This window comes from Rhodococcus sp. PSi06 (assembly GCF_054960675.1).
Map to the genome: position 1 here is coordinate 1 of NZ_JBHNYO010000006.1, position 18,596 is coordinate 18,596.

The 18,596-nt window shown below is 64.8% G+C and carries 20 protein-coding genes and 1 other RNA gene; 11 read left to right on the forward strand and 10 right to left on the reverse strand.

Features of this window, described 5'->3' with window-relative positions:
- The first annotated feature begins 76 nt into the window (after positions 1-76).
- Positions 77-751, forward strand: coding sequence for a nitroreductase (locus ACFI9K_RS09460; protein ID WP_462663258.1), 675 nt, complete (start codon positions 77-79; stop codon positions 749-751).
- A gap of 11 nt (positions 752-762) precedes the next feature.
- Here the strand turns inward: ACFI9K_RS09460 and ACFI9K_RS09465 are convergent, their stop codons facing one another.
- A complete protein-coding gene (locus ACFI9K_RS09465) occupies positions 763-1,704 on the reverse strand; it encodes an NAD(P)/FAD-dependent oxidoreductase (protein ID WP_462663259.1) in 942 nt (313 codons plus the stop codon).
- A gap of 113 nt (positions 1,705-1,817) precedes the next feature.
- On the opposite strand from ACFI9K_RS09465, the gene ACFI9K_RS09470 reads away from it, so the two are divergent.
- Positions 1,818-3,227: an amino acid permease gene (locus ACFI9K_RS09470; protein WP_222094276.1), complete on the forward strand. Its 1,410-nt coding sequence runs from the start codon at positions 1,818-1,820 to the stop codon at positions 3,225-3,227.
- On the opposite strand, the gene ACFI9K_RS09475 is transcribed toward ACFI9K_RS09470, so the two are convergent.
- On the reverse strand, positions 3,224-4,390 hold the full coding sequence (locus tag ACFI9K_RS09475) for an iron-containing alcohol dehydrogenase (RefSeq protein WP_462663260.1): 1,167 nt from the start codon (positions 4,388-4,390) through the stop codon (positions 3,224-3,226). The genes ACFI9K_RS09470 and ACFI9K_RS09475 overlap by 4 nt on opposite strands.
- 398 nt (positions 4,391-4,788) lie before the next feature.
- On the opposite strand from ACFI9K_RS09475, the gene ACFI9K_RS09480 reads away from it, so the two are divergent.
- Together ACFI9K_RS09480 and ACFI9K_RS09485 are read left to right on the forward strand one after the other, a co-directional pair.
- Positions 4,789-4,914, forward strand: a complete 126-nt coding sequence (locus tag ACFI9K_RS09480) for a hypothetical protein (protein WP_462663261.1) — start codon at positions 4,789-4,791, stop codon at positions 4,912-4,914.
- Between the two features lie 46 nt (positions 4,915-4,960).
- Complete coding sequence (locus ACFI9K_RS09485; RefSeq protein ID WP_462663262.1) at positions 4,961-5,929, forward strand: cobalamin biosynthesis protein; 969 nt, start codon at positions 4,961-4,963, stop codon at positions 5,927-5,929.
- Here ACFI9K_RS09485 and ACFI9K_RS09490 read toward each other — a convergent pair.
- From ACFI9K_RS09490 to ACFI9K_RS09500, 3 genes are read right to left on the reverse strand one after another with little or no spacing between them, the layout of a single operon-like run.
- Complete coding sequence (locus ACFI9K_RS09490; protein ID WP_462663263.1) at positions 5,870-6,826, reverse strand: SURF1 family cytochrome oxidase biogenesis protein; 957 nt, start codon at positions 6,824-6,826, stop codon at positions 5,870-5,872. The genes ACFI9K_RS09485 and ACFI9K_RS09490 overlap by 60 nt on opposite strands.
- Positions 6,827-6,844: 18 nt before the next feature.
- Positions 6,845-7,318, reverse strand: a complete 474-nt coding sequence (locus ACFI9K_RS09495) for a low molecular weight protein-tyrosine-phosphatase (RefSeq protein WP_462663264.1) — start codon at positions 7,316-7,318, stop codon at positions 6,845-6,847.
- Complete coding sequence (locus ACFI9K_RS09500; protein ID WP_462663265.1) at positions 7,315-8,007, reverse strand: HAD-IA family hydrolase; 693 nt, start codon at positions 8,005-8,007, stop codon at positions 7,315-7,317. The genes ACFI9K_RS09495 and ACFI9K_RS09500 overlap by 4 nt, the downstream gene beginning before the upstream one ends.
- A 56-nt stretch (positions 8,008-8,063) precedes the next feature.
- Between ACFI9K_RS09500 and cobC the strand changes: the two genes are divergently transcribed.
- From cobC to ACFI9K_RS09520, 4 genes are all read left to right on the forward strand, one after another.
- Positions 8,064-9,125, forward strand: coding sequence for an Rv2231c family pyridoxal phosphate-dependent protein CobC (gene cobC, locus ACFI9K_RS09505; protein WP_462663266.1), 1,062 nt, complete (start codon positions 8,064-8,066; stop codon positions 9,123-9,125).
- Between the two features lie 14 nt (positions 9,126-9,139).
- Positions 9,140-10,261, forward strand: coding sequence for a Nif3-like dinuclear metal center hexameric protein (locus ACFI9K_RS09510; RefSeq protein WP_462663267.1), 1,122 nt, complete (start codon positions 9,140-9,142; stop codon positions 10,259-10,261).
- 124 nt (positions 10,262-10,385) lie between these two features.
- The gene (locus tag ACFI9K_RS09515; protein ID WP_462663268.1) at positions 10,386-11,123 is read left to right on the forward strand and encodes a zinc ribbon domain-containing protein; all 738 of its coding nucleotides are present in this window, start codon (positions 10,386-10,388) and stop codon (positions 11,121-11,123) included.
- A gap of 5 nt (positions 11,124-11,128) precedes the next feature.
- A complete protein-coding gene (locus ACFI9K_RS09520) occupies positions 11,129-12,280 on the forward strand; it encodes a bifunctional RNase H/acid phosphatase (protein WP_462663269.1) in 1,152 nt (383 codons plus the stop codon).
- An 11-nt stretch (positions 12,281-12,291) separates the two neighbouring features.
- On the opposite strand, the gene ACFI9K_RS09525 is transcribed toward ACFI9K_RS09520, so the two are convergent.
- Positions 12,292-13,542 (reverse strand): SLC13 family permease, encoded by a 1,251-nt coding sequence (locus ACFI9K_RS09525; RefSeq protein WP_462663270.1) that lies wholly within the window; start codon positions 13,540-13,542, stop codon positions 12,292-12,294.
- A complete protein-coding gene (locus tag ACFI9K_RS09530) occupies positions 13,539-14,063 on the reverse strand; it encodes a DUF1697 domain-containing protein (protein ID WP_462663271.1) in 525 nt (174 codons plus the stop codon). Before ACFI9K_RS09530 ends, ACFI9K_RS09525 begins: the two co-directional genes overlap by 4 nt.
- Positions 14,064-14,126: 63 nt before the next feature.
- Here ACFI9K_RS09530 and rnpB point away from each other — a divergent pair.
- The 3 genes from rnpB to ACFI9K_RS09545 all read left to right on the forward strand — a co-directional run bounded on the left by rnpB (position 14,127) and on the right by ACFI9K_RS09545 (position 16,244).
- Positions 14,127-14,568: RNase P RNA component class A (gene rnpB, locus ACFI9K_RS09535), an RNA gene on the forward strand.
- Positions 14,569-14,628: 60 nt separating this feature from the next.
- The gene (locus tag ACFI9K_RS09540) at positions 14,629-14,811 is read left to right on the forward strand and encodes a hypothetical protein (RefSeq protein ID WP_222094260.1); all 183 of its coding nucleotides are present in this window, start codon (positions 14,629-14,631) and stop codon (positions 14,809-14,811) included.
- Positions 14,812-14,813: 2 nt separating this feature from the next.
- Positions 14,814-16,244, forward strand: coding sequence for an RNB domain-containing ribonuclease (locus ACFI9K_RS09545; RefSeq protein ID WP_462663272.1), 1,431 nt, complete (start codon positions 14,814-14,816; stop codon positions 16,242-16,244).
- Here the strand turns inward: ACFI9K_RS09545 and pip are convergent.
- From pip to panB, 3 genes are read right to left on the reverse strand one after another with little or no spacing between them, the layout of a single operon-like run.
- Positions 16,234-17,190 carry a prolyl aminopeptidase gene (gene pip, locus ACFI9K_RS09550; RefSeq protein ID WP_462663273.1) on the reverse strand — a complete coding sequence of 319 codons (957 nt, stop codon included), beginning with the start codon at positions 17,188-17,190 and terminating at the stop codon, positions 16,234-16,236. The genes ACFI9K_RS09545 and pip overlap by 11 nt on opposite strands.
- Position 17,191: 1 nt before the next feature.
- A complete protein-coding gene (locus ACFI9K_RS09555; protein WP_462663274.1) occupies positions 17,192-17,641 on the reverse strand; it encodes a hypothetical protein in 450 nt (149 codons plus the stop codon).
- 42 nt (positions 17,642-17,683) lie between these two features.
- Positions 17,684-18,535: a 3-methyl-2-oxobutanoate hydroxymethyltransferase gene (gene panB / locus ACFI9K_RS09560; RefSeq protein WP_222094255.1), complete on the reverse strand. Its 852-nt coding sequence runs from the start codon at positions 18,533-18,535 to the stop codon at positions 17,684-17,686.
- Positions 18,536-18,596 lie beyond the last annotated feature (61 nt).

Below are 18,596 nucleotides of genomic sequence, written 5' to 3' on the forward strand. Positions count from 1 at the left end.
CCCCCCCCCGCCCCCCACAGCGGTGGTGCTACGTTCGATCTGCACCCGACGGCACTGACACGAGGCGGATTTCGACGTGACCCGGTACGAAGCACTGACCGAACTTCTCGACGGGCGCTACTCGTGCCGGCAATTCCTGCCCAAGCAGGTTTCGCGCGATGTGCTCGAGCAACTGCTCTCTGCCGCCCGGCGTACACCCTCCTGGTCCAACACTCAGTCGTGGCAGGTCATCGTCACCGAAGGCGACGCCACCCGTAAGTTCTCCGAGGCGTTGGTCGAGCATGTGGCGTCCGGGGTTCCGCAGCCGGACTTCCCGTTTCCGGCCAACTACAACGCCCTGCATCGGGCTCGACGACGTGAGTGCGGCGGCGCGCTCTACGAGAGCATCGGCGTCGTCAAGTCCGACACCGAGGCAACGACGCGTCAGTTCATTCGCAATTACGAGCTGTTCGACGCCCCGCACGCGGCCATCATCACCACCGACGCCGATCTCGGTGTGTACGGCGCGGTCGATTGTGGGTTGTATCTGCAGACCTTCTTGCTCGCGGCGCAGAGCCTCGGTCTGGGGGCTATCGCGCAGGCGGCATTGGCCGCGTACTCACCGTTTCTGCATCAGTGGTTCGACATCCCGGACACCCGCCGGGTAGTGGCAGGCATCTCCTTCGGCTACCCGGACGAGACACACCCGATCAACGGGTTCCGCACCAACCGCGCGCCTCTGGACGAGACAGTGAGATTCGTCAGCGACTAGGCCCTGGCGCGTCAGCCCTGAAGCCGGCGAACCAACTCTGTACCGACATCGGTGCCCGAACGCCATGCACTTTCGACCCTAGGCGCTCCGGATGCACACCATTGATCGCCGGCGAACCCGACGAGTCGTCCATCGCGCTGCTCGAGCGCATACGTGGAGTCGTGTTGCGACGCAGGCTTTGCGAACGTCCATCGATGGGCGTGTGTCCAGCTGGGTGTCGTGGAGACGACCGAGAGTTCGCGCAGCGCGTCGACGACCGGGGCGATCGCGCCGTCGGGATCGGCGAGGTGCTGTTGTGCTCGCTCCGAGGTTGTATGCACCACCAGCACTGGGGCACCGTCGCCCCGCCGGGCACCGTCATCGACGACGAACGCGATATCGGGATGATCGTTGACGAAGGCTGCGTCGCGGAACGGCACATCCAATCCGTCGAATTCGCATGCCACCGCGATGACCGGTTCGTAATCGACGGGGTCGGGAACTGCGGTCAGTCGCGTCGCCTGAGGATCGGGCATCGCAATCACGACGTGGCCGTCGGGTAGGTCGATCAATTCCGAGGATCCTTCGACGTCGAAGTCTCCCAGCAAGTCTCGCACCAGAGAACGGAGTCCGTGCGGAGTCGCCCATCGAACCGGGCCGGTGGTGGTGCACGGTGCCGTCTCGGGCTTGAGAATGCCGAACGTATTGGCCCACTGCCGCGCCAGACCCCTCGCTTCCCAGTCGGCAACCACCGTCGAGAAGTCCTGGTCTCGGACGGTGAAGTATCCGGCACCCAGATCGACGCGACGCCCGTGCAGTTCGGGTGAGGACATGCGCCCGCCCGGTGCCCGTCCACGATCGACGATGCGGAAAGGAACGCCCGCGTCGTGCAGTACTCGGGCACAGGCGGTACCGGCGATGCCTGCGCCGACGATAGTGATCGAATCCGTTGAGCGCCCAGCGTCGACTGTCATGCCGCCAGTATGCCCGGCGGAGGTCGCCCGTAAGCCCGCCGCATGTACCACTGACTGTCTGGACAATTCGGTCACTCGCTGCGGGACGCCCGACCGTGTGCTGGACTACTGGGATGGCAATTACCGATAAGCCAGATACCGGGGAACACGGACTCGGGACCAGTCTCAAACCGCGGCACGTGACCATGATCTCGATCGCGGGAGTCATCGGTGCCGGCCTGTTCGTGGGCTCCGCCAATGCGATCGCAACGGCCGGGCCTGCGGTGTTGCTGGCCTACTTCTTTGCCGGGCTGCTGGTCATCCTGGTCATGCGAATGCTGGGGGAGATGGCCACGGCCAACCCCGACACCGGCTCGTTCTCCACTTATGCCACACGTGCACTGGGTCATTGGGCCGGATTCTCGGTCGGCTGGCTGTACTGGTGGTTCTGGGTGCTGGTGATCCCCGTCGAGGCGACGGCCGCTGCCGCCATCCTGACCAACTGGCTGGGCGGTGCCCAGTGGATGTGGGCTTTGATCATCGTCGTTGCGCTCACCGCGACCAACTTGATCAGTGTCGGCAACTACGGCGAGTTCGAGTTCTGGTTCGCGTTGGTGAAGGTAGTGGCCATCATCGCGTTCATCGGTCTCGGTATCGCAGCCATCCTGGGTTGGCTGCCGAACTCCGAAGTCAGTGGTGTGGACCAGCTCTGGGCCTCGGGCGGCTTCATGCCGCTCGGCTTCGGTGCCGTGATCGCGGCCATGCTCACCACGATGTTCTCGTTCATGGGGTCGGAGATCGTCACTATCGCCGCCGCCGAATCCAAGGACCCGGCAAAGGGAATCACCCGCGCGACGAACTCGGTGATCTGGCGGATCTCGATCTTCTACTTCGGATCCATCTTCATCATCGTCGCGTTGGTGCCCTGGAACGAGTTGGACCCGGCTACCGGCTCGTATCAGTACGTGTTGTCCAAGATGGGAATTCCGCATGCGGAGACCATCATGGACATCGTCATCCTGACCGCAGTCGCATCGTGCTTGAATTCGGCGCTCTACACCGCGTCGCGCATGTTGTACTCACTCGGTGATCGAGGCGATGCACCTCGCGCGGTCAAGAAGATCACGTCCAACGGAGTGCCGTGGGTCGCGGTGATCGCGTCGATGGTTCTCGGATTCCTGGCGGTCGTCGGCAACTACGTACTGCCCGAGAAGCTTTTCACCTACCTGCTGGCCACCACCGGTGCCGTCGCGCTGTTCGTGTACCTCGCCATCGCCAGTAGTCAATTGGTGTTGCGACGCAAACTCGACCGCGACGGCGAACGCCCGGCCGTCCGCATGTGGTTGTACCCGTGGCTCACCTACTTGGCCATCGGGTTCATCGTCTTCGTCCTGGTGATGATGGTGGTCCGGCCGGAACAGCGGTCGTCGATCCTGCTGTCGGCAGTGCTGGCAGCAGTCACGGTCATCGGCGGCATTTTGGTGCAACGCCGAAACACGCGGCGCGACACCGTTGCCGCCCGCGTGCCCGGTGAATCGGCCTAGACCCCGGCGTATACCTGGCGGTACAGATCGACGATCTGCTCCGCCGTCGGGACGACTGGATTGTTGCCCGGGCTGCCCGAGGCCAGAGCCTGGTCGGCCATCAACGGCAACAGCTCGTCCCACCTCGACTTGTCGATTCCGAACGTCTCCGGCGTCGGAACTTCGACGTCACGGCACAGGGTGACGATCGCGTCCTGCAACTTGCCCCCGGCAACCTGATCCGAATCGCTTTCCGACGCCGCACCGAGCGCACGAGCACAGTCGGCGTAGCGCGCCGATGCCCCGGTAATCGAGAATGCGGTGACGGCGGGCAAGAGCATTGCATTCGACAGCCCGTGCGCCACATGGAAATGCGCACCGATCGGCCGGCTCATGCCGTGCACCAGACAGACACTGGCGTTGGAGAACGCCATGCCGGCCTGCGTCGAGGCATGCATCATCGCCTCGCGCGCCTGCCGGTCGTCGCCGTCCCGGTATGCCCGCAGCACTGACGTTCCGATCGTGCGAATCGCACTGAGCGCCAAACCGTCGGAGATGGGGTTGGCCTTCTTGCTGACGTACGCCTCGATGGCATGCGTCAGCGCATCGACGCCGGTGTCGGCGGTCAGACGCGCCGGCATCGACATCGTCAACTCGAAGTCGATGATGGATGCGATCGGCAGAAAGGACAGCCCAGGGCACAACATCTTCTCGTCCGAGGCAACGTCGGTGATGATGGTGAACTGCGTTGCTTCCGAACCACTTCCGGCGGTGGTGGGAATGGCGATGATCGGCAGGGCAGGACCGGTCGAGAGCACGGGAGCCTTGAAGTCCCGCATCGTTCCGCCCTGCACCGCGAGAATGGCGAGCGCCTTGGCCGTGTCCATGGGACTACCACCACCGAACCCGATGATCGAGTCGGCCGAGTGCTGCTGCACCGCTTCGAGACCGGCGACCAACGACTCGGTGGTCGGATCCGGGACGGTGCCCGAGAACAGCGCGGGCGTCTTTCCGGCCTCGGTCATGATCTGCATCAAACGATCGGCGGAACCGTTCTCGGCCATGAACGCATCGGTGACGAGCAGGGGGCGAGATACGTCGAGATCGGTGAGGACTGTGCCCAACTCGTCGACGGCACCGCCGCCCAGTTTGAGGAACCGAGGAAACGAAATATTGGCAACCATGGTGTGCTCCTTCGGTCAGTTTTCGGTCCGAGCTTTGCCGGCGAGGGGGCGCGGACGTTCGATCCCTCCCATCGGTGTGTCTCGAGTCTCACTGGGGTCGGTGCACATGTCAAAGGCCAGATCCGCAGCCTGCCGTGCATATGTGCACACCGTGGACGGTCGGTGCGGGCGTTCGACTCGGACCGTCTCGCGCCTACGTCGCAGAATTCCCGGAACAAGTGCGCAGTGCGAATTAACCAGTGGCCGTTCGATTTTGGACGTTCGGATGAGACGCACGTCTCGTGATGACAGACACACGTGACGGCCGCCTCAATCGCGTAGAAAACGCCCTACTGGCGGGTAACAATCGGGTACGGCCAAGTCCGCACAGCGGATCCACTCGAGATTCTGGGGGAATCATGACAATGTTCGTAATGGCAGCAGTCGGCTTCGTGGGAATGGCGATCGCACTGCTCAACGACGGAAGCGACATCGACTTCCGCAACCGCCAGCTGGCGGGCGCATACCGTCAGCGCTGGGCCTGACACACCGGTTTCCTGCACCGGATGCGCAGTTGGCAAGATTCGTGGGATGTGGACACACCCCCGAGCGATCGGCTTGTTGATCGGCTACGGCCTCGATCGCGTGTTCGCAGACCCGAAGCGCTGGCATCCGGTTGCCGGATTCGGCACGACGGCACTGCACGTGGAACGACTTCTCTACCGTGACAGCACAAGTGCCGGGGTTCTCCATGCCGTGACGCTGATCGGTTCGATTACCGCTCTCGGTATCGGCTCGAGCCGCAGTGCCGCGCGCCTGGGCGCACCGGCCGAGGCCGCTCTGGTCGCGGCCGCCACCTGGGCAGCGCTGGGAGGAACGTCGTTGTCCGCAGTAGGCGGCCGGATGGCCGATCACCTCGACAGCGACGACCTCACCGGCGCGCGAGCGCTGCTTCCGTCACTGTGCGGGCGCGATCCCGAGTCACTCGACTCCGACGGACTCGCGCGCGCAGCACTGGAATCCATCGCGGAGAACACCTCCGACGCCGCGGTGGGTGTCCTGGTGTGGGGAGCACTTGCGGGCGTGCCGGGAATCCTGGCCTACCGTGCGAGCAACACGCTCGACGCCATGGTCGGCTACCGGTCCGAGAAGTATCTGCGCTTCGGCTGGGCCTCGGCGCGAATCGACGACGTACTCAATCTGATACCCGCCCGGGCCACCGGCACGGCGACGGTCTTGGCGGCACCGCTGGTGGACGGCTCGCCCGCCCAAGCAGCAAAGATGTGGCGTCGCGACGCGTCGAAGCACCCCAGCCCGAATGCAGGCGTCGCCGAGGCCGCAGCTGCCGGCGCGCTGGGACTGCGCCTCGGAGGCAGAACCCAATATCGCCACGGCGTCGAGAACCGGCCGACTCTCGGAGACGGACCGTCGCCTACAGCGCGCGATCTTCGCCGCGCGGTCACCCTGTCTACGCGAGTGCAAGAACTGTCGGTGATCGCGTCAGCGATTCTTGCCGTAGCGATCGGCGAGGCGAGGGTTCGACGGCACCGTCGGACGTGACGCAGCGCGGGCTCTGGCCCGCTTCTCGCGTCGGGTGGGAAGGGTGAACTCTTCTTCCTGATCTTCTGAACCGCGTTGGTCTTCTGAACCGCGTTGGTCGTCCGAGCCGGTCCGGTTGTCGGGCAGCGGTTCCGGCTCGTCCGACAGTGCATCGGCCATCTCGGAACGAGACATACGACGCTCCCTGATCTCGGCGCGAACGAAGTACGCCAGACCCAGCGGTGCCATGATGCCGAACGCGAGCCACTGCAGACCGTAGGAGAGGTAAGGCCCCGCATCGGTCTGCGGTAATTCGATCAAACCGAGGCCACCCGGCTGATCGTCGTCGAGCTGCAGGTACCCGTCGATCGCGTCGACGCCGACCGCTGCTCCGATCTGTTCCGGATTGATGTTGTAGACCTGCAGGTGACCGTCTTCCTCGATCGGCTCCCGCGACGTGCCCTCGGCCTGGCGCACCCGGGCGTCGAGCGTGACCTGGCCAGTGGGCGCGGGCGCGAAGTCGGGTGGTCGGGTGCCCTCGACCGGCAGTACGTACCCGCGGTTGACCAGCACGGTGGGTCCACCGTCGATCACGAACGGGGTGATGACCTCGTACGCGGGCTGCTCACGGATGCTGCGCAGCCGTACCAACGCCTCGGAATCGGGCAGGTAGGAGCCGGTCGCAATCACTCGACGCCATTCGTCGTCGGCCGCAAAACCGTCGGCGGTGAGGACCTCCGAGAGGGGTACCGGCTCGGCGTCGACCGACCGAGTGATCAGATCGTTGCGCGCCGAGGTCGAGGTGTTCTTGCCGAGCTGCCACGGAGCGAGCACGCTGAAGCACAGAAACGCGAAAGCCAGTGCGACGGCGGCCAGCACCAACCACTTCGGACGCAGCAAGAACCCTAACTTCTCCACCCCACCACGGTAGCCGGGTCAGCCGGAGAACCGAGACCGCGCCCAGTTCAACAGCCCGGGGACCGCACTTTCGATCTGCTCGCGAACCTCGGTGAACGCCGCGTCGGACGAGTAGTACGGGTCGGCAACCGACGAGTCGTCGGCATCGGGGTCGAAGGATCGCAACAGGGCCACCCGATCGGCCGACGCACCGAGCTGCAGCAGCGCCTTCGCGTGGCCGGTGTCGAGCGCCACGATCAAATCGGCACCCAGGTGATCCGGCCCCACCTGAGCGGCCTCGTGCTCGCTGTCGTAGCCGTGGGCATCGAGCTCGGCGACCGTTCGTGGATCGGCACCGTCGCCTACATGCCAGCCGTCGATGCCTGCGCTCGACACCCGGACCGAGTCCTCGAGACCGGCCTCGCGGAGATGCGCCGCGAAGACCTTCTCGGCCATCGGCGATCGACAGATGTTGCCGGTGCACACGAATGTCACGTGCTGCGGCTCGGTCACTGCTCGCGCGCCGTGTTCTGCTCGAGTACCGCAGCAAGTTCTTCCATGTTCGAGGCCGTGAAGGCGGCGTCATCGCTTTCTCCGTCGATGCCGTACCCCCACTCGACGTAAACGGTCGGAATGCCGAATCGACCGGCACCGTGCACGTCGTGGTCACGATCTCCGATCATGACCACGCCGACGGTGCCGCCGTCCGCGGACTCGACCGGTTCGACGCCGAGATTTCTCAGCGCATGCGCGATGACATCGGACTTGGCCCGTCGCGTGCCGTCGTTGCTGGCACCGCCGATGAACTCGAAGTACCTCGACAGCCCGAAGTGGTCGAGAATCCGCACAGCGAAACGCTCCGACTTCGATGTCGCGACACCCAGCCGAACACCGCGATCCTGCAGCCCTGCCAGGACCTTCTCGATGCCGTCGAAGACGGTGTTCTCGGCCCACCCGCGCTCGTCGTAGCGGTCGAAGTAGGCGGCAAGTGCTCGCTGAGCTGTCTCCTCGTCCAGCCCCATCGCGCGCAGCGTGTCGATCAAAGGAGGCCCGACGACGAGAGACAACTGCTGTTCGGACGGTGCGGGCGCTCCGACAGAAGCCAACGCATGGCGAAAACCGGCATGAATGCCCGGCGCGGAATCGGTCAACGTTCCGTCGAGATCGAACAGGACGACGGATGCGGGGGCAACGGCAGGCATATTCGAAGCCTATCGGTGCGCCTACGAAGCGAACCCCTGCGGCTACGCTCGTCGCGATGCCCGATGCAACCGCCCAACCCGACTCGCTCCTTCGGCACACGCCGGATGAGCTCCTTCGTCACCATGGAGATGTAGAGGTCGAGTCCGGATTCGTCGACTTCGCCGTCAACGTGCGCGGTGACGGTCCGCCGGCGTGGCTTCGGGACAGGCTTGCCGCAGCGCTGACATCGCTGGGGTCGTACCCGGGCGCCGCGGCCGAGTACGCCGCACGAGAACAGGTGGCCGCGCACCACGGCCGCTCCCCGGACGAGGTGCTGCTGCTCAGCGGCGGGGCCGAGGGCTTCTCGATGCTGCCGCGCTTGGAGCCACACCTCGCGGCAACCATTCACCCGTCTTTCACCGAGCCCGATTGGGTCCTGGCGCAGGCGGGTGTGCCGGTACACCGGGTAGTCCTACCGCCCCCTTTCGTGCTCGACGTGGCCCTGGTGCCCGACGCCGCCGACATGGTGATCATCGGCAACCCGACCAACCCCACTTCGGTCCTGCACCCCTGCGAGACGGTCCTGCGCCTGCGTCGCCCCGGTCGCACGGTGGTGATCGACGAAGCCTTCGCCGACGCGGTGCTCGGTGCTGGAGAGTCGGCCGGGTCGCAGAGCTCGGCGGACGTGCTGGTCCTGCGCAGCCTGACGAAGACGTGGGCGTTGGCGGGATTGCGGTGCGGATACGCGCTGGGTCACCCTGACGTCCTGGCACGGATGCAGCACGGCCGCGCGCACTGGCCGCTGGGGACTCTGCAGATCGAAGCTATCCGCGCGTGCACCGAACCGTTCGCCGTCGACCAGGCGCGAATCGAATCCGAGCGCATCGATCGCGAACGACGCGCGATGATCGAGCGACTCGGCACCCTGGGTCTCGAGATCGCCGGTCCGGCCCGCGCCCCATTTCTGCTGTTACGCGTCGACGGTGCCGATTCGGTACGAGAACGGCTGCGCACGATGGGCATTGCCGTCCGACGCGGGGACACGTTTCCGGGTCTGGATCGCCACTATCTGCGCGTGGCGGTCCGAGAATCGCAGCAGGTCGACATACTGGTGGATGCGTTGAACACCGTTCTGTGAGGAGAGCAACGAACATGGCAGTGACTCTGGCCGATGTCATCGAGGTACTCGACGCTGCGTACCCACCGCATCTGGCGGAGAGCTGGGATTCCGTGGGGTTGGTGTGCGGCGATCCCGAAGCCGTTGTGCAGAAAGTTGTTTACACCGTCGACGTGACAGAGGCGGTGGTCGACGAGGCCATCGCGTGGGGTGCCGATCTGATAGTTGCCCACCACCCGCTGCTGCTCAAAGGTGTGGACACGGTAGCGGCGAATACCGCCAAAGGCGCAGTGATCCATCGCCTCATCAAATCCGATTGCGCACTGTTCACCGCCCACACCAATGCAGATTCGGCCGACCCGGGTGTTTCCGATGCACTCGCCGACGCGCTCGGTGTAATCGATACCAGGCCACTGGACCCCATTCCTGCTCCTGCCCATGACAAGTGGGTGGTCTTCGTGCCGTCCGGCGACTCGCCCGCGGTACGGCAAGCCCTGTTCGATGCCGGAGCCGGGCAGATCGGCGACTACAGCGAAGCGAGCTGGCAGACCACCGGTCTCGGTCAGTTCCGCCCCGGCCCCGATGCCCACCCGACACTGGGTGTTCTCGGTGAGGTGCACACGGAGACGGAGGATCGCATCGAGGTTGTCGCGCCCGAATCGAAACGCGCGCAAGTCCTGTCGGCTCTGCGTCACACGCACCCCTACGAGGAGCCCGCGTTCGACGTCTTCGAATCCGCGGCCCTACCGTCGTGCACCGGCCTGGGGCGCATCGGTCGACTGCCTGATCCGATGACGTTGGCCGAGTTCACCGAGGTCGTCCGCGCGGCATTGCCGGCCACGACGTGGGGAGTACGCGCTGCAGGGAATCCTGAGGCCACGGTCTCGGTGGTCGCGATGTGCGGCGGAGCGGGGGATTCGTTCCTCTCTGCAGTCGCGCGGACCGACGCCGACGTGTACGTCACCTCGGACCTCCGGCACCACCCGGTCGACGAGCACGTGCGTGCCGGCGGCCCCCCGGTGATCGACACCGCGCACTGGGCCTCGGAGTTCCCCTGGTGTGAACAGGCGCGCGGCATCGTCGATGCCGCTTTCGGTGGCACCGACGGGTGGAGCAGCCGGGTGACCGACGTTCGTACCGACCCGTGGACGTTGTGAACGGTGGACTTCGCAGGTTGTGGAAACCCGCGACCAGCGGTCGGAGTCGATCCGGCGTTCTCGATTTCGAGCAGCCGGTAGGGTGATCTCTTACCAACTTCCATAGTCGCAGGAGTCATCAAGCGTGAACGTCGATCCCAAAGTCCAGGCCTCGCTGCTCGAATTGGCCGGTGTGGATACCGAACTCTCGCAGATCGCCCACCGCCGCAAAAGCCTCCCCGAGCAGCAGGAAGTGGACAAGCTCGAGACCGAGCGCATCACCCGCAAGGACGCTGCGGTGACGGTGCAGATTTCGATGGACGACCTCGACCGGGACATTCGAAAGCTCGAAGGCGAGGTCGACGCGGTTCGTCAACGCGAGGCTCGCGACAAGAAGATGCTCGAGAGCGGCACCATCGCGCCGAAGCAGATGACCGAGTTGCAGCACGAGCTCGGCAGCCTCGAGCGTCGCCAGGGCATCCTCGAGGAGGAATTGCTCGAGGTCATGGAGCAGCGTGAGGCCAGCGAGCGGGACTACGAGCATGCCGGTGCGCAGCTGACGCAGATCGAGGACGAACTGGTCGATGCCGGCCGTCGTCGCGACGACGCCGTCGCGGACCTCGATACTGCCGAGAAGCGCAGCGCCGAGCGCCGCGAATCGTTGGTGTCGGGGTTGCCCGCGGATCTCCTTGCGCTCTACGAGAAGCAGCGCGCGCTCACCGGTCGTGGTGCGGCATTGCTGCAGGCTCGCCGTTGTGGAGCGTGTCGCATCGAACTCGACCGCAACGAAATCGCGAGCATCGCCAACAAGCCTGCGGATGCTCTGATTCGCTGTTCCGAGTGCAACGCAATTCTGGTGCGCACCAAGGAATCCGGAATTTGAGCCCGGTGTCGAGGGTCGTAGCCGAGGCCGACGGTGGATCGCGTGGGAACCCCGGGCCGGCTGGATACGGCGCAGTGGTGTTCAGTGCCGATCGCTCGCAGGTGCTCGCCGAACGTCGAGCATCGCTGGGGATAGCGACCAACAACGTTGCCGAGTACAACGGCTTGATCGCTGCGCTGAGCGCGGCCCGCGATGTCGGGGCCCGCGAGGTTGCCGTTCGGATGGACTCCAAGCTCGTCGTCGAGCAGATGTCCGGACGCTGGAAAGTGAAGCATCCGGACATGATTCCGCTGCAGCGTCAAGCGGCCCAACTCGCTCGCGAATTCGATTCCGTCACCTACCAGTGGATCCCGCGCGCGCAGAACTCGCACGCCGATGGGTTGGCCAACGAGGCGATGGACGCAGCCGCCGAGGGGGTGGACCTGACTGAACTGCCCGATGTCGAGCCGGTCGAGAAGAAGGCGGAGCCGGTCGAAAAGAACGCCGAGCCGGTTGCGAAGAAGGCCATGTCGCCCGGTTGGACCGGTGCGGTGGGGGAGCCGACACGCCTGTTGCTGTTGCGGCACGGCCAGACTCCCATGTCGGTCGACCGACGATACTCCGGCCGCGGCAATCCTGACTTGACGGAACTAGGGCAACGCCAAGCAGATTCTGCCGCAACGGTTCTCGGTGTACGCACTGATATCGACGCCATCGTGGCCTCACCGCTGGCACGGGCTCAGCAGACCGCCGCAGCGACTGCGGGCAAGCTTGGATTACCCGTGACCACCGTCGACGGTCTCATCGAAACGGACTTCGGTGACTGGGAGGGACTGACGTTCACCGAGGCCATGGAGCGTCATCCCGAGGTACACAAGGCGTGGATGGGCGACACCTCGGTAGCACCGCCGAACGGGGAGAGTTTCGACTCGGTGCGTGTGCGCATCGAAGCGACCCGCGATCAGTTGCTCACCGAATACGCCGGGAAGACCGTTCTGGTGGTCACCCACGTCACCCCGATCAAGATGCTGCTGCAACTCGCACTCGACGTCGGCCCGTCGTTGCTGTATCGACTGCACCTCGACCTCGCCTCGCTGAGCATCGCCGAGTTCTACCCCGACGGCGGGGCATCGGTACGTCTGGTCAACGACACCTCGCATCTGACCCGGCGGGACTGATCCCTACGCGGTCAGATCTGCAGCGCCACCCAAAGGCCCGCCACTGCGCCGACGATGGTCAGGGGAGTCGTGATGACGCCGAGAATGGTGAACGTCCTCAGGTCCGCCGGCTCGTCGTTGGCCGATGCGACGCGTCGCCAGAGCATGATCGCCAGCGACCCGACGTAGGTGAGGTTGGGGCCGAGGTTCACCCCGATCACCATGGCCAACAACAAAGCCGGGGGAGCGTCCGCTCCGAATGCGGCCAGTAGCAGCAGCGTCGCGGGCAGGTTGTTGACGATGTTAGACGCCACCGCCGCAATGGCGGCCGCCGCCAGTAAGGATGCGAAGGTGGTGTCGGACGGCAGTATTCGCGCTAGCCAGTCGCCGATCGGTCCCGTGGTGACGCCGAGAACGACGATGCCGAGCAGAAAGACGAAGCCGCAGAACGGCAGATCGGCACCGCGCAGTATGGCCCGAGGTGTGGTTCGCCGAGCGCGTAGTGCCGGGATCGCGAGCGCAATGGATCCCACCGCAGCGACCCAGAACGGTTCGATGTCGAACAGTCCCGCCACGGCGAAGCCGATGAGTGTCGCGCCGAGAATCGCCAGCGTGGTTCGAGGTGCGGGGACGTCGTCGTTGCTCTGTTCGTTCGGGGTGTCCTGCGGTGCAGCGGTACGGGTCAGGTCCTTACGGAAGAAGATCAGGAACACCGCGAGTTCGATGGCGACCGCGAAGATCCACGGCAGTGCCATCAGCGCGGTGAAGTGCAGGAAGGTCAGTCCGGTCGCGGCGAAGGCGAGAAGGTTGGTCAGGTTCGAGACCGGCAACAAAGTCGATGCCGAATTGGACAGGTGCGCAGTGGCGTAACTGTGCGGGCGCGGCGACATTCCCAGGATGCGAGCCGCCCCGATAATGGCCGGGGTCAGCAGAACGACGGTGGCGTCGAGGCTGAGAACCGCGGTGGTCGAGGCCGCCGCCGCGAACACCAGAGTCAGCAGTCTGCGCGGACTTTCCTTGGATCCTCGTCGTAGTTTCGCGGCTATCCACGTGAACACTCCGAGTGCATCCGACAGGTGCGCCAGGATCAGGATGAATGCCAAGAACACGACGGTGGGTGCGAGTTCGAGCACTTGCTCGCGTGCAGCATCGAGGCTGACGAGGCCGACGAGAAGAACCACTGCTGCCGCCGGAAGCGCAGCAACGATCTCGGGGAGACCGCGCGGGCGAACGATGGCGAACACGAGAACGGCGGCGACCAATGCCGCAGCGAGAACGGTCACGCGAGAATCTTCACGAGAGTGCGAACGTTTCGCGTCGTTGTCGTTGCCTTGTACTTCGCTTTGGCCGTGGCTTTCCCGAACGTGCTGTCGGTGGTGCTGCCTTTACGCACCTCCCAATAGAGCACGTTGTTCCCTTCGGCGATTCTCTCGAGCTCGGAGTCGAGTTCTCCTGCAAGAGCGGACAATTCGGTCAAATGGCTATCGTCGCTACCGAACACCACATAAGGATGCCAGCCTTCACGTTCGGCGTCGAACGGGTAGGACTGCACTATCGCTCGAAGTGTCGGCACGGCCAGCACGACAACCCAGGCCTGGTAGCCGAACGCCTGGGCAAGCGTGCTTTCCACCTGTGCTTTCAGGGCGGCAGCGTTCAGCGGAGACTGGAGCAGTACGTTGCCGGTCGCCAGAATCGTGCGGACATTCGTGAAGCCGGCCGCGCTCAGCGCCTCACGTAGGTCGACCATCTTGATGTTGATGCCGCCGACGTTGATGCCGCGCAGCAACACGACCCACTCACTCATAGAGGGAACTGTAGTTCGGTTACCGGCAGGCATGGAGCGCCGAGTAGGCTGTGCAACCGCGAACGAGTTGGCCGGACGGCTGCGGCTCGAAGGACCGGCGGATTTTTTCCGTCGCGCTTCGGGCCGAGGAAAGTCCGGACTCCACAGAGCAGGGCGGTTGTTAACGGCAACCCGAGGTGACTCGCGGGACAGTGCCACAGAAAACAGACCGCCTGCTGATCGGTTCTTCGGAATCGAACGGCAGGTCAGGGTGAAACGGTGCGGTAAGAGCGCACCAGCACCCCAGGTGACTGGGGTGGCTAGGTAAACCCCGCCCGGAGCAAGGTCGAAGGCTGCATCGCGTAAGGGGTGCAGCTGCGCAGGTGCTCGAGGGCTGCTCGCCCGAGCCTGCGGGTGGACTGCTCGAGGTACCCGGCGACGGTGTGCCCAGATGGATGGTCGTCGACGTCGATCCTGCGAAAGCAGGAACGGCAGACAGGATCCGGCTTACAGGCCGACTCGTTCGCACTCATCTTTTCTCTCGCAGTTCTCCTGTCGTGTCGCTCCATGGGGCACACTGGAAGTCATGACCGACGACGACAGCTCCTGGTACTACGACATCAGCACCAAGCAGGTTGTACAGGGCAAGGAGACCAATGCCCTCGACCGCATGGGTCCTTATCCGGACAAGGCCACCGCAGAGCAGGCGCTGAAGATCGCCGCCGCACGCAACAAGGCCGCCGACTCCGAAGACGACTGGAACAACTGACGGTGCTGCTCACCCGGCTGAAGGCTCCGAACTTCGATTTCGAGGCCATCAGGTCCGAGTTCGGTCTGTCCGACGTCTTCGAGGAAGCGGTGGTGCAGGAGGCGCGCAGCGCGCGAGATCTGCACGCCGACAACAGGGTCGACCGCACCGACATTCCGTTCGTCACCATCGACCCGCCCGGTTCCAAGGACCTCGATCAAGCCGTCCATATCGAGAAGACGTCCAACGGATTGGTGGTGCACTACGCAATTGCAGACGTGGGTGCACTGGTGCTGCCGGGGGGAGCGCTCGACACCGAAACCCGCCGGCGCGGCCAGACGTTCTACCTTCCCGACGGATCCGTTCCGCTTCATCCACGTGAGTTGTCGGAGGGCTCGGGAAGCTTGCTGGAGGGACAGACTCGCTGCGCAGCACTGTGGACGATCGAACTCGACGACGCCGGTGAGGCGGCCGCGTGGACGGTCACCCGCGCTCTTGTTCGATCGACCGCCCGGCTCGACTACGCCGCGGTGCAGGCAAGTGTGGACGCGGGCACACCGCATCCGTCCATCGCTGCGCTGGCCGAATTCGGGGCGCAGCGTGAAGCTGCAGCCAGACGGCGCGGAGCCATCGACATCACCCTGCCCGAGCAAGAAGTGGTGCCCGACGGACAGGGCTGGCGCATCGTCCTGCAGCCACGCACCGCGGTGGACGGTTGGAACGCCGAGGTGTCACTGCTGACGGGAATGTGCGCCGCCAGGATCATGCTCGACGCCGGAATCGGTATTGTCCGTACTCTCCCGCCCGCGGCACCCGAAGCCGTCGACACGCTGAAGAAGACGGCCGCCGCACTCGGAATCGAGTGGCCCACAGGAGCATCGGCGGGCGCTGTTCTGGCCGGCCTGCCTGCAGATTCACCGTCGACGCTGGCGATGATGAGTCAGGCCACCGGTTTGCTCCGCGGAGCGGACTACCTCGCGTTCGATCGCACGACCGGCCCGGCCGCCGGTGACGCGACGGTGGAGCACTCGGGAATAGGCGCGCCCTATGCCCATGTCACGGCGCCGTTGCGTCGGCTGTCGGATCGCTTCGCCACCGAAGTGTGCCTGGCGGTCGTCGCCGGAACGCCGGTGCCGGGTTGGGCGGCGGAGGCCTTGCCGGAACTGCCTGCCATCATGCGAGGATCCGATTCTGCGGCATCGAAAGTCGACCGCGCCTGCATCGACCTCACCGAGGCGCACGTTCTGGAAGCCCGAGTGGGTGAGACGTTCGACGCGGTAGTTCTTCGCGGTGCCGAGGGTAAGCGAGATGCCGAGGTGCTCGTGTCGGAGCCCATCGTCATCGGAACGTGCGACGGCGAACCACCGGCGGGGGAGTCGGTGACGGTCCGGCTCACCCGGGCCGACACCGACTCACGCAAGGTCGCTTTCGATTACTCGCCTGTCACGGCCTGAAGCGGTCGGTGGCCTCGACGAGGTGGTGCACGGTGCCCGGCTCGGCCGCCGAATGCCCGGCGTCGTCGACGATCACCAGATCCGCAGCGGGCCAGGCCTTGTGCAGTGCCCATGCACTCGTCGCCGGGCAGACGACGTCATAGCGGCCCTGCACGATGACGCCCGGAATCCCGTCGAGCAGGTGGGCGTCACGCAGCAATTGATTCTCCTCGAGAAAGCAGTTGTTGCGGAAGTAGTGATTTTCGATCCCGGCGAACGCCAAGGCGAATCGTCGATCCGAATTATCCTGTACTGCATCAGGTTTCGGTAGAAGGTAGCTTGTCGCTGCCTCCCAGGAGGACCACGCCACCGCGGCGGTGGTCGCTGCCTCGAGGTCGGCGGACATCAACTGCCGGTGATATGCCTCGACGAGATCGCCGTCGCGCTCGCTCGTAGGAATCGGCGCGAGGAACTGCTCCCACAGATCGGGGAAGATGTGGCCGGCACCGCCCCCGTAGTACCAGTCGATCTCCGACGGTCGTACGAGAAAGATCCCCCGAAGGATCAGTCCGCGGACCCGATCGCGGTGCGACTGGGCGTAGGCCAGCGACAGCGTCGAGCCCCACGAACCGCCGAATACCAACCACGTGTCGACAGCCAGGTGCTCGCGGAGCTTCTCCATGTCCGAGATCAACCGGTCGGTGGTGTTGACGGACAGATCGCCGCCGTCGGCGATATGCGGGGTCGATTGCCCGCAACCACGCTGATCGAACAACACGATCCGGTAGGCCTCGGGATCGAAGTAGCGCCGCTGCAGCGGATTCGTGGCACCGCCCGGACCCCCGTGTACGAACACCACCGGTGCCCCATCCGGGTTTCCGGAGACCTCCCAGTAGATGTGTTGACCGTCGCCGACGTCGAGGTGCCCGGTTTCGAGAGGTTCGATCTCGGGATACAGAGTCCGCACCTCAGAAACCCACCAGACCGGACGCCAGATCCGGGATGTCGAGCGAGCGGATGGCCTCGTCTCGAACCTCCGAACACGTCTGTTTCGTGACGTCGTCGACGATCGCCCGGTTCTGCACCACCTGCAGGTTGATGACTCCGCTCTGTGCCGCCCAGGTCTGCACCAGAATGTTCAGACCGCCGCGTCCGAGCGTGGGTCCTTGCACACGCCAGTTGGACAGCTGCGCTTCCAGATCGGTGCACAACTGCTGCTTCTGCGCATCGGTGATCACCGATTCCACGGGCGTCGAGGTGACCGTGGTGGTCGGTGCGACCGTCGTCGTCGTGGACGACGAACCGGTGTTGGTGGTATCGGTGCTGCACGCACCCAACACGGCGAGAAGCGCAGCCGCGCTTGCGGCTGCGACTACGCCTCGTCGGGTACTGGAGGTCGATCCCCGTCTGATTGTCATGGCCCCGAGTGTGCCATCCGAACGTCGACGGGACGAGGACGCTCAGTAGCTGTGTTCGGGTCCTGGGAAGACTCCCGAGCGCACCTCGGACATGTACGTGGTGGCCGCGGTCCGCAACGAATCACCGACGTCGGCGAACTTCTTGACGAACTTCGCAGTCTTTCCGTTGGTGTATCCGGCCATGTCCTGCCACACCAGTACCTGCGCGTCGCATTCGTTGCCCGCGCCGATGCCGACCGTCGGAATCGTCAGCTTGCGCGTGACCTGACCGGCGATGTCGGCAGGGACCATCTCCATGACGACGGCGAACGCACCGGCCTCTTGAACCGCGATGGCGTCGGCCACCAGCTGCTCGGACGCGTCGCCGCGGCCCTGCACCCGGAAGCCACCGAGAGTGTTGACACTCTGCGGGGTGAAGCCCACGTGAGCCATGACGGGGATGCCTGCGGCAGTGATCGCGGCGATTTGGCCGGCCACGCGCTCGCCGCCTTCGAGCTTGACCGCGCCTGCGAGGCCTTCCTTCATGAAACGAACGGCGGTCTCGAGGGCCTGCTGCGGCGAGGCCTCGTAGGTGCCGAAGGGAAGATCTGCCACGACGAGGGCGTGCGGTGCACCGCGAACCACGCCGCGGACCAATGGCAACAGTTCGTCGACCGTGATCGGGACGGTGGTGTCGTAGCCGTAGACGACGTTGGCCGCGGAATCACCGACGAGCAAGACCGGAACTCCGGCTTCTTCGAAGATTCGGGCACTGGAGTAGTCGTATGCGGTGAGCATTCCCCAGCGCTCACCCTCTGCCTTCATCTGCAGCAGGTGATGGGTGCGGGTTTTGCGGGTCAAGGCGGTGGCGGATACTTCTTGGGACGAGCCGCCGTACACAGCAGTTTCGGACATCTTTGTCCCTTTCTGGTCCTCGAGGCCCGCTCGGCGGGTCCCCGGGATGGGGTGTGATGAC

Coding starts and splice junctions, on each gene's coding strand:
- ACFI9K_RS09500 (WP_462663265.1), bottom strand. CDS start 8,007: ATGCCTGCCGTTGCCCCCGCATCCGTCGTCCTGTTCGATCTCGACGGA.
- ACFI9K_RS09475 (WP_462663260.1), bottom strand. CDS start 4,390: ATGGTTGCCAATATTTCGTTTCCTCGGTTCCTCAAACTGGGCGGCGGT.
- ACFI9K_RS09530 (WP_462663271.1), bottom strand. CDS start 14,063: ATGAGTGAGTGGGTCGTGTTGCTGCGCGGCATCAACGTCGGCGGCATC.
- ACFI9K_RS09540 (WP_222094260.1), top strand. CDS start 14,629: ATGACCGACGACGACAGCTCCTGGTACTACGACATCAGCACCAAGCAG.
- ACFI9K_RS09510 (WP_462663267.1), top strand. CDS start 9,140: ATGGCAGTGACTCTGGCCGATGTCATCGAGGTACTCGACGCTGCGTAC.
- ACFI9K_RS09480 (WP_462663261.1), top strand. CDS start 4,789: ATGACAATGTTCGTAATGGCAGCAGTCGGCTTCGTGGGAATGGCGATC.
- cobC (WP_462663266.1), top strand. CDS start 8,064: ATGCCCGATGCAACCGCCCAACCCGACTCGCTCCTTCGGCACACGCCG.
- ACFI9K_RS09465 (WP_462663259.1), bottom strand. CDS start 1,704: ATGACAGTCGACGCTGGGCGCTCAACGGATTCGATCACTATCGTCGGC.
- ACFI9K_RS09555 (WP_462663274.1), bottom strand. CDS start 17,641: ATGACAATCAGACGGGGATCGACCTCCAGTACCCGACGAGGCGTAGTC.
- panB (WP_222094255.1), bottom strand. CDS start 18,535: ATGTCCGAAACTGCTGTGTACGGCGGCTCGTCCCAAGAAGTATCCGCC.
- ACFI9K_RS09485 (WP_462663262.1), top strand. CDS start 4,961: ATGTGGACACACCCCCGAGCGATCGGCTTGTTGATCGGCTACGGCCTC.
- ACFI9K_RS09470 (WP_222094276.1), top strand. CDS start 1,818: ATGGCAATTACCGATAAGCCAGATACCGGGGAACACGGACTCGGGACC.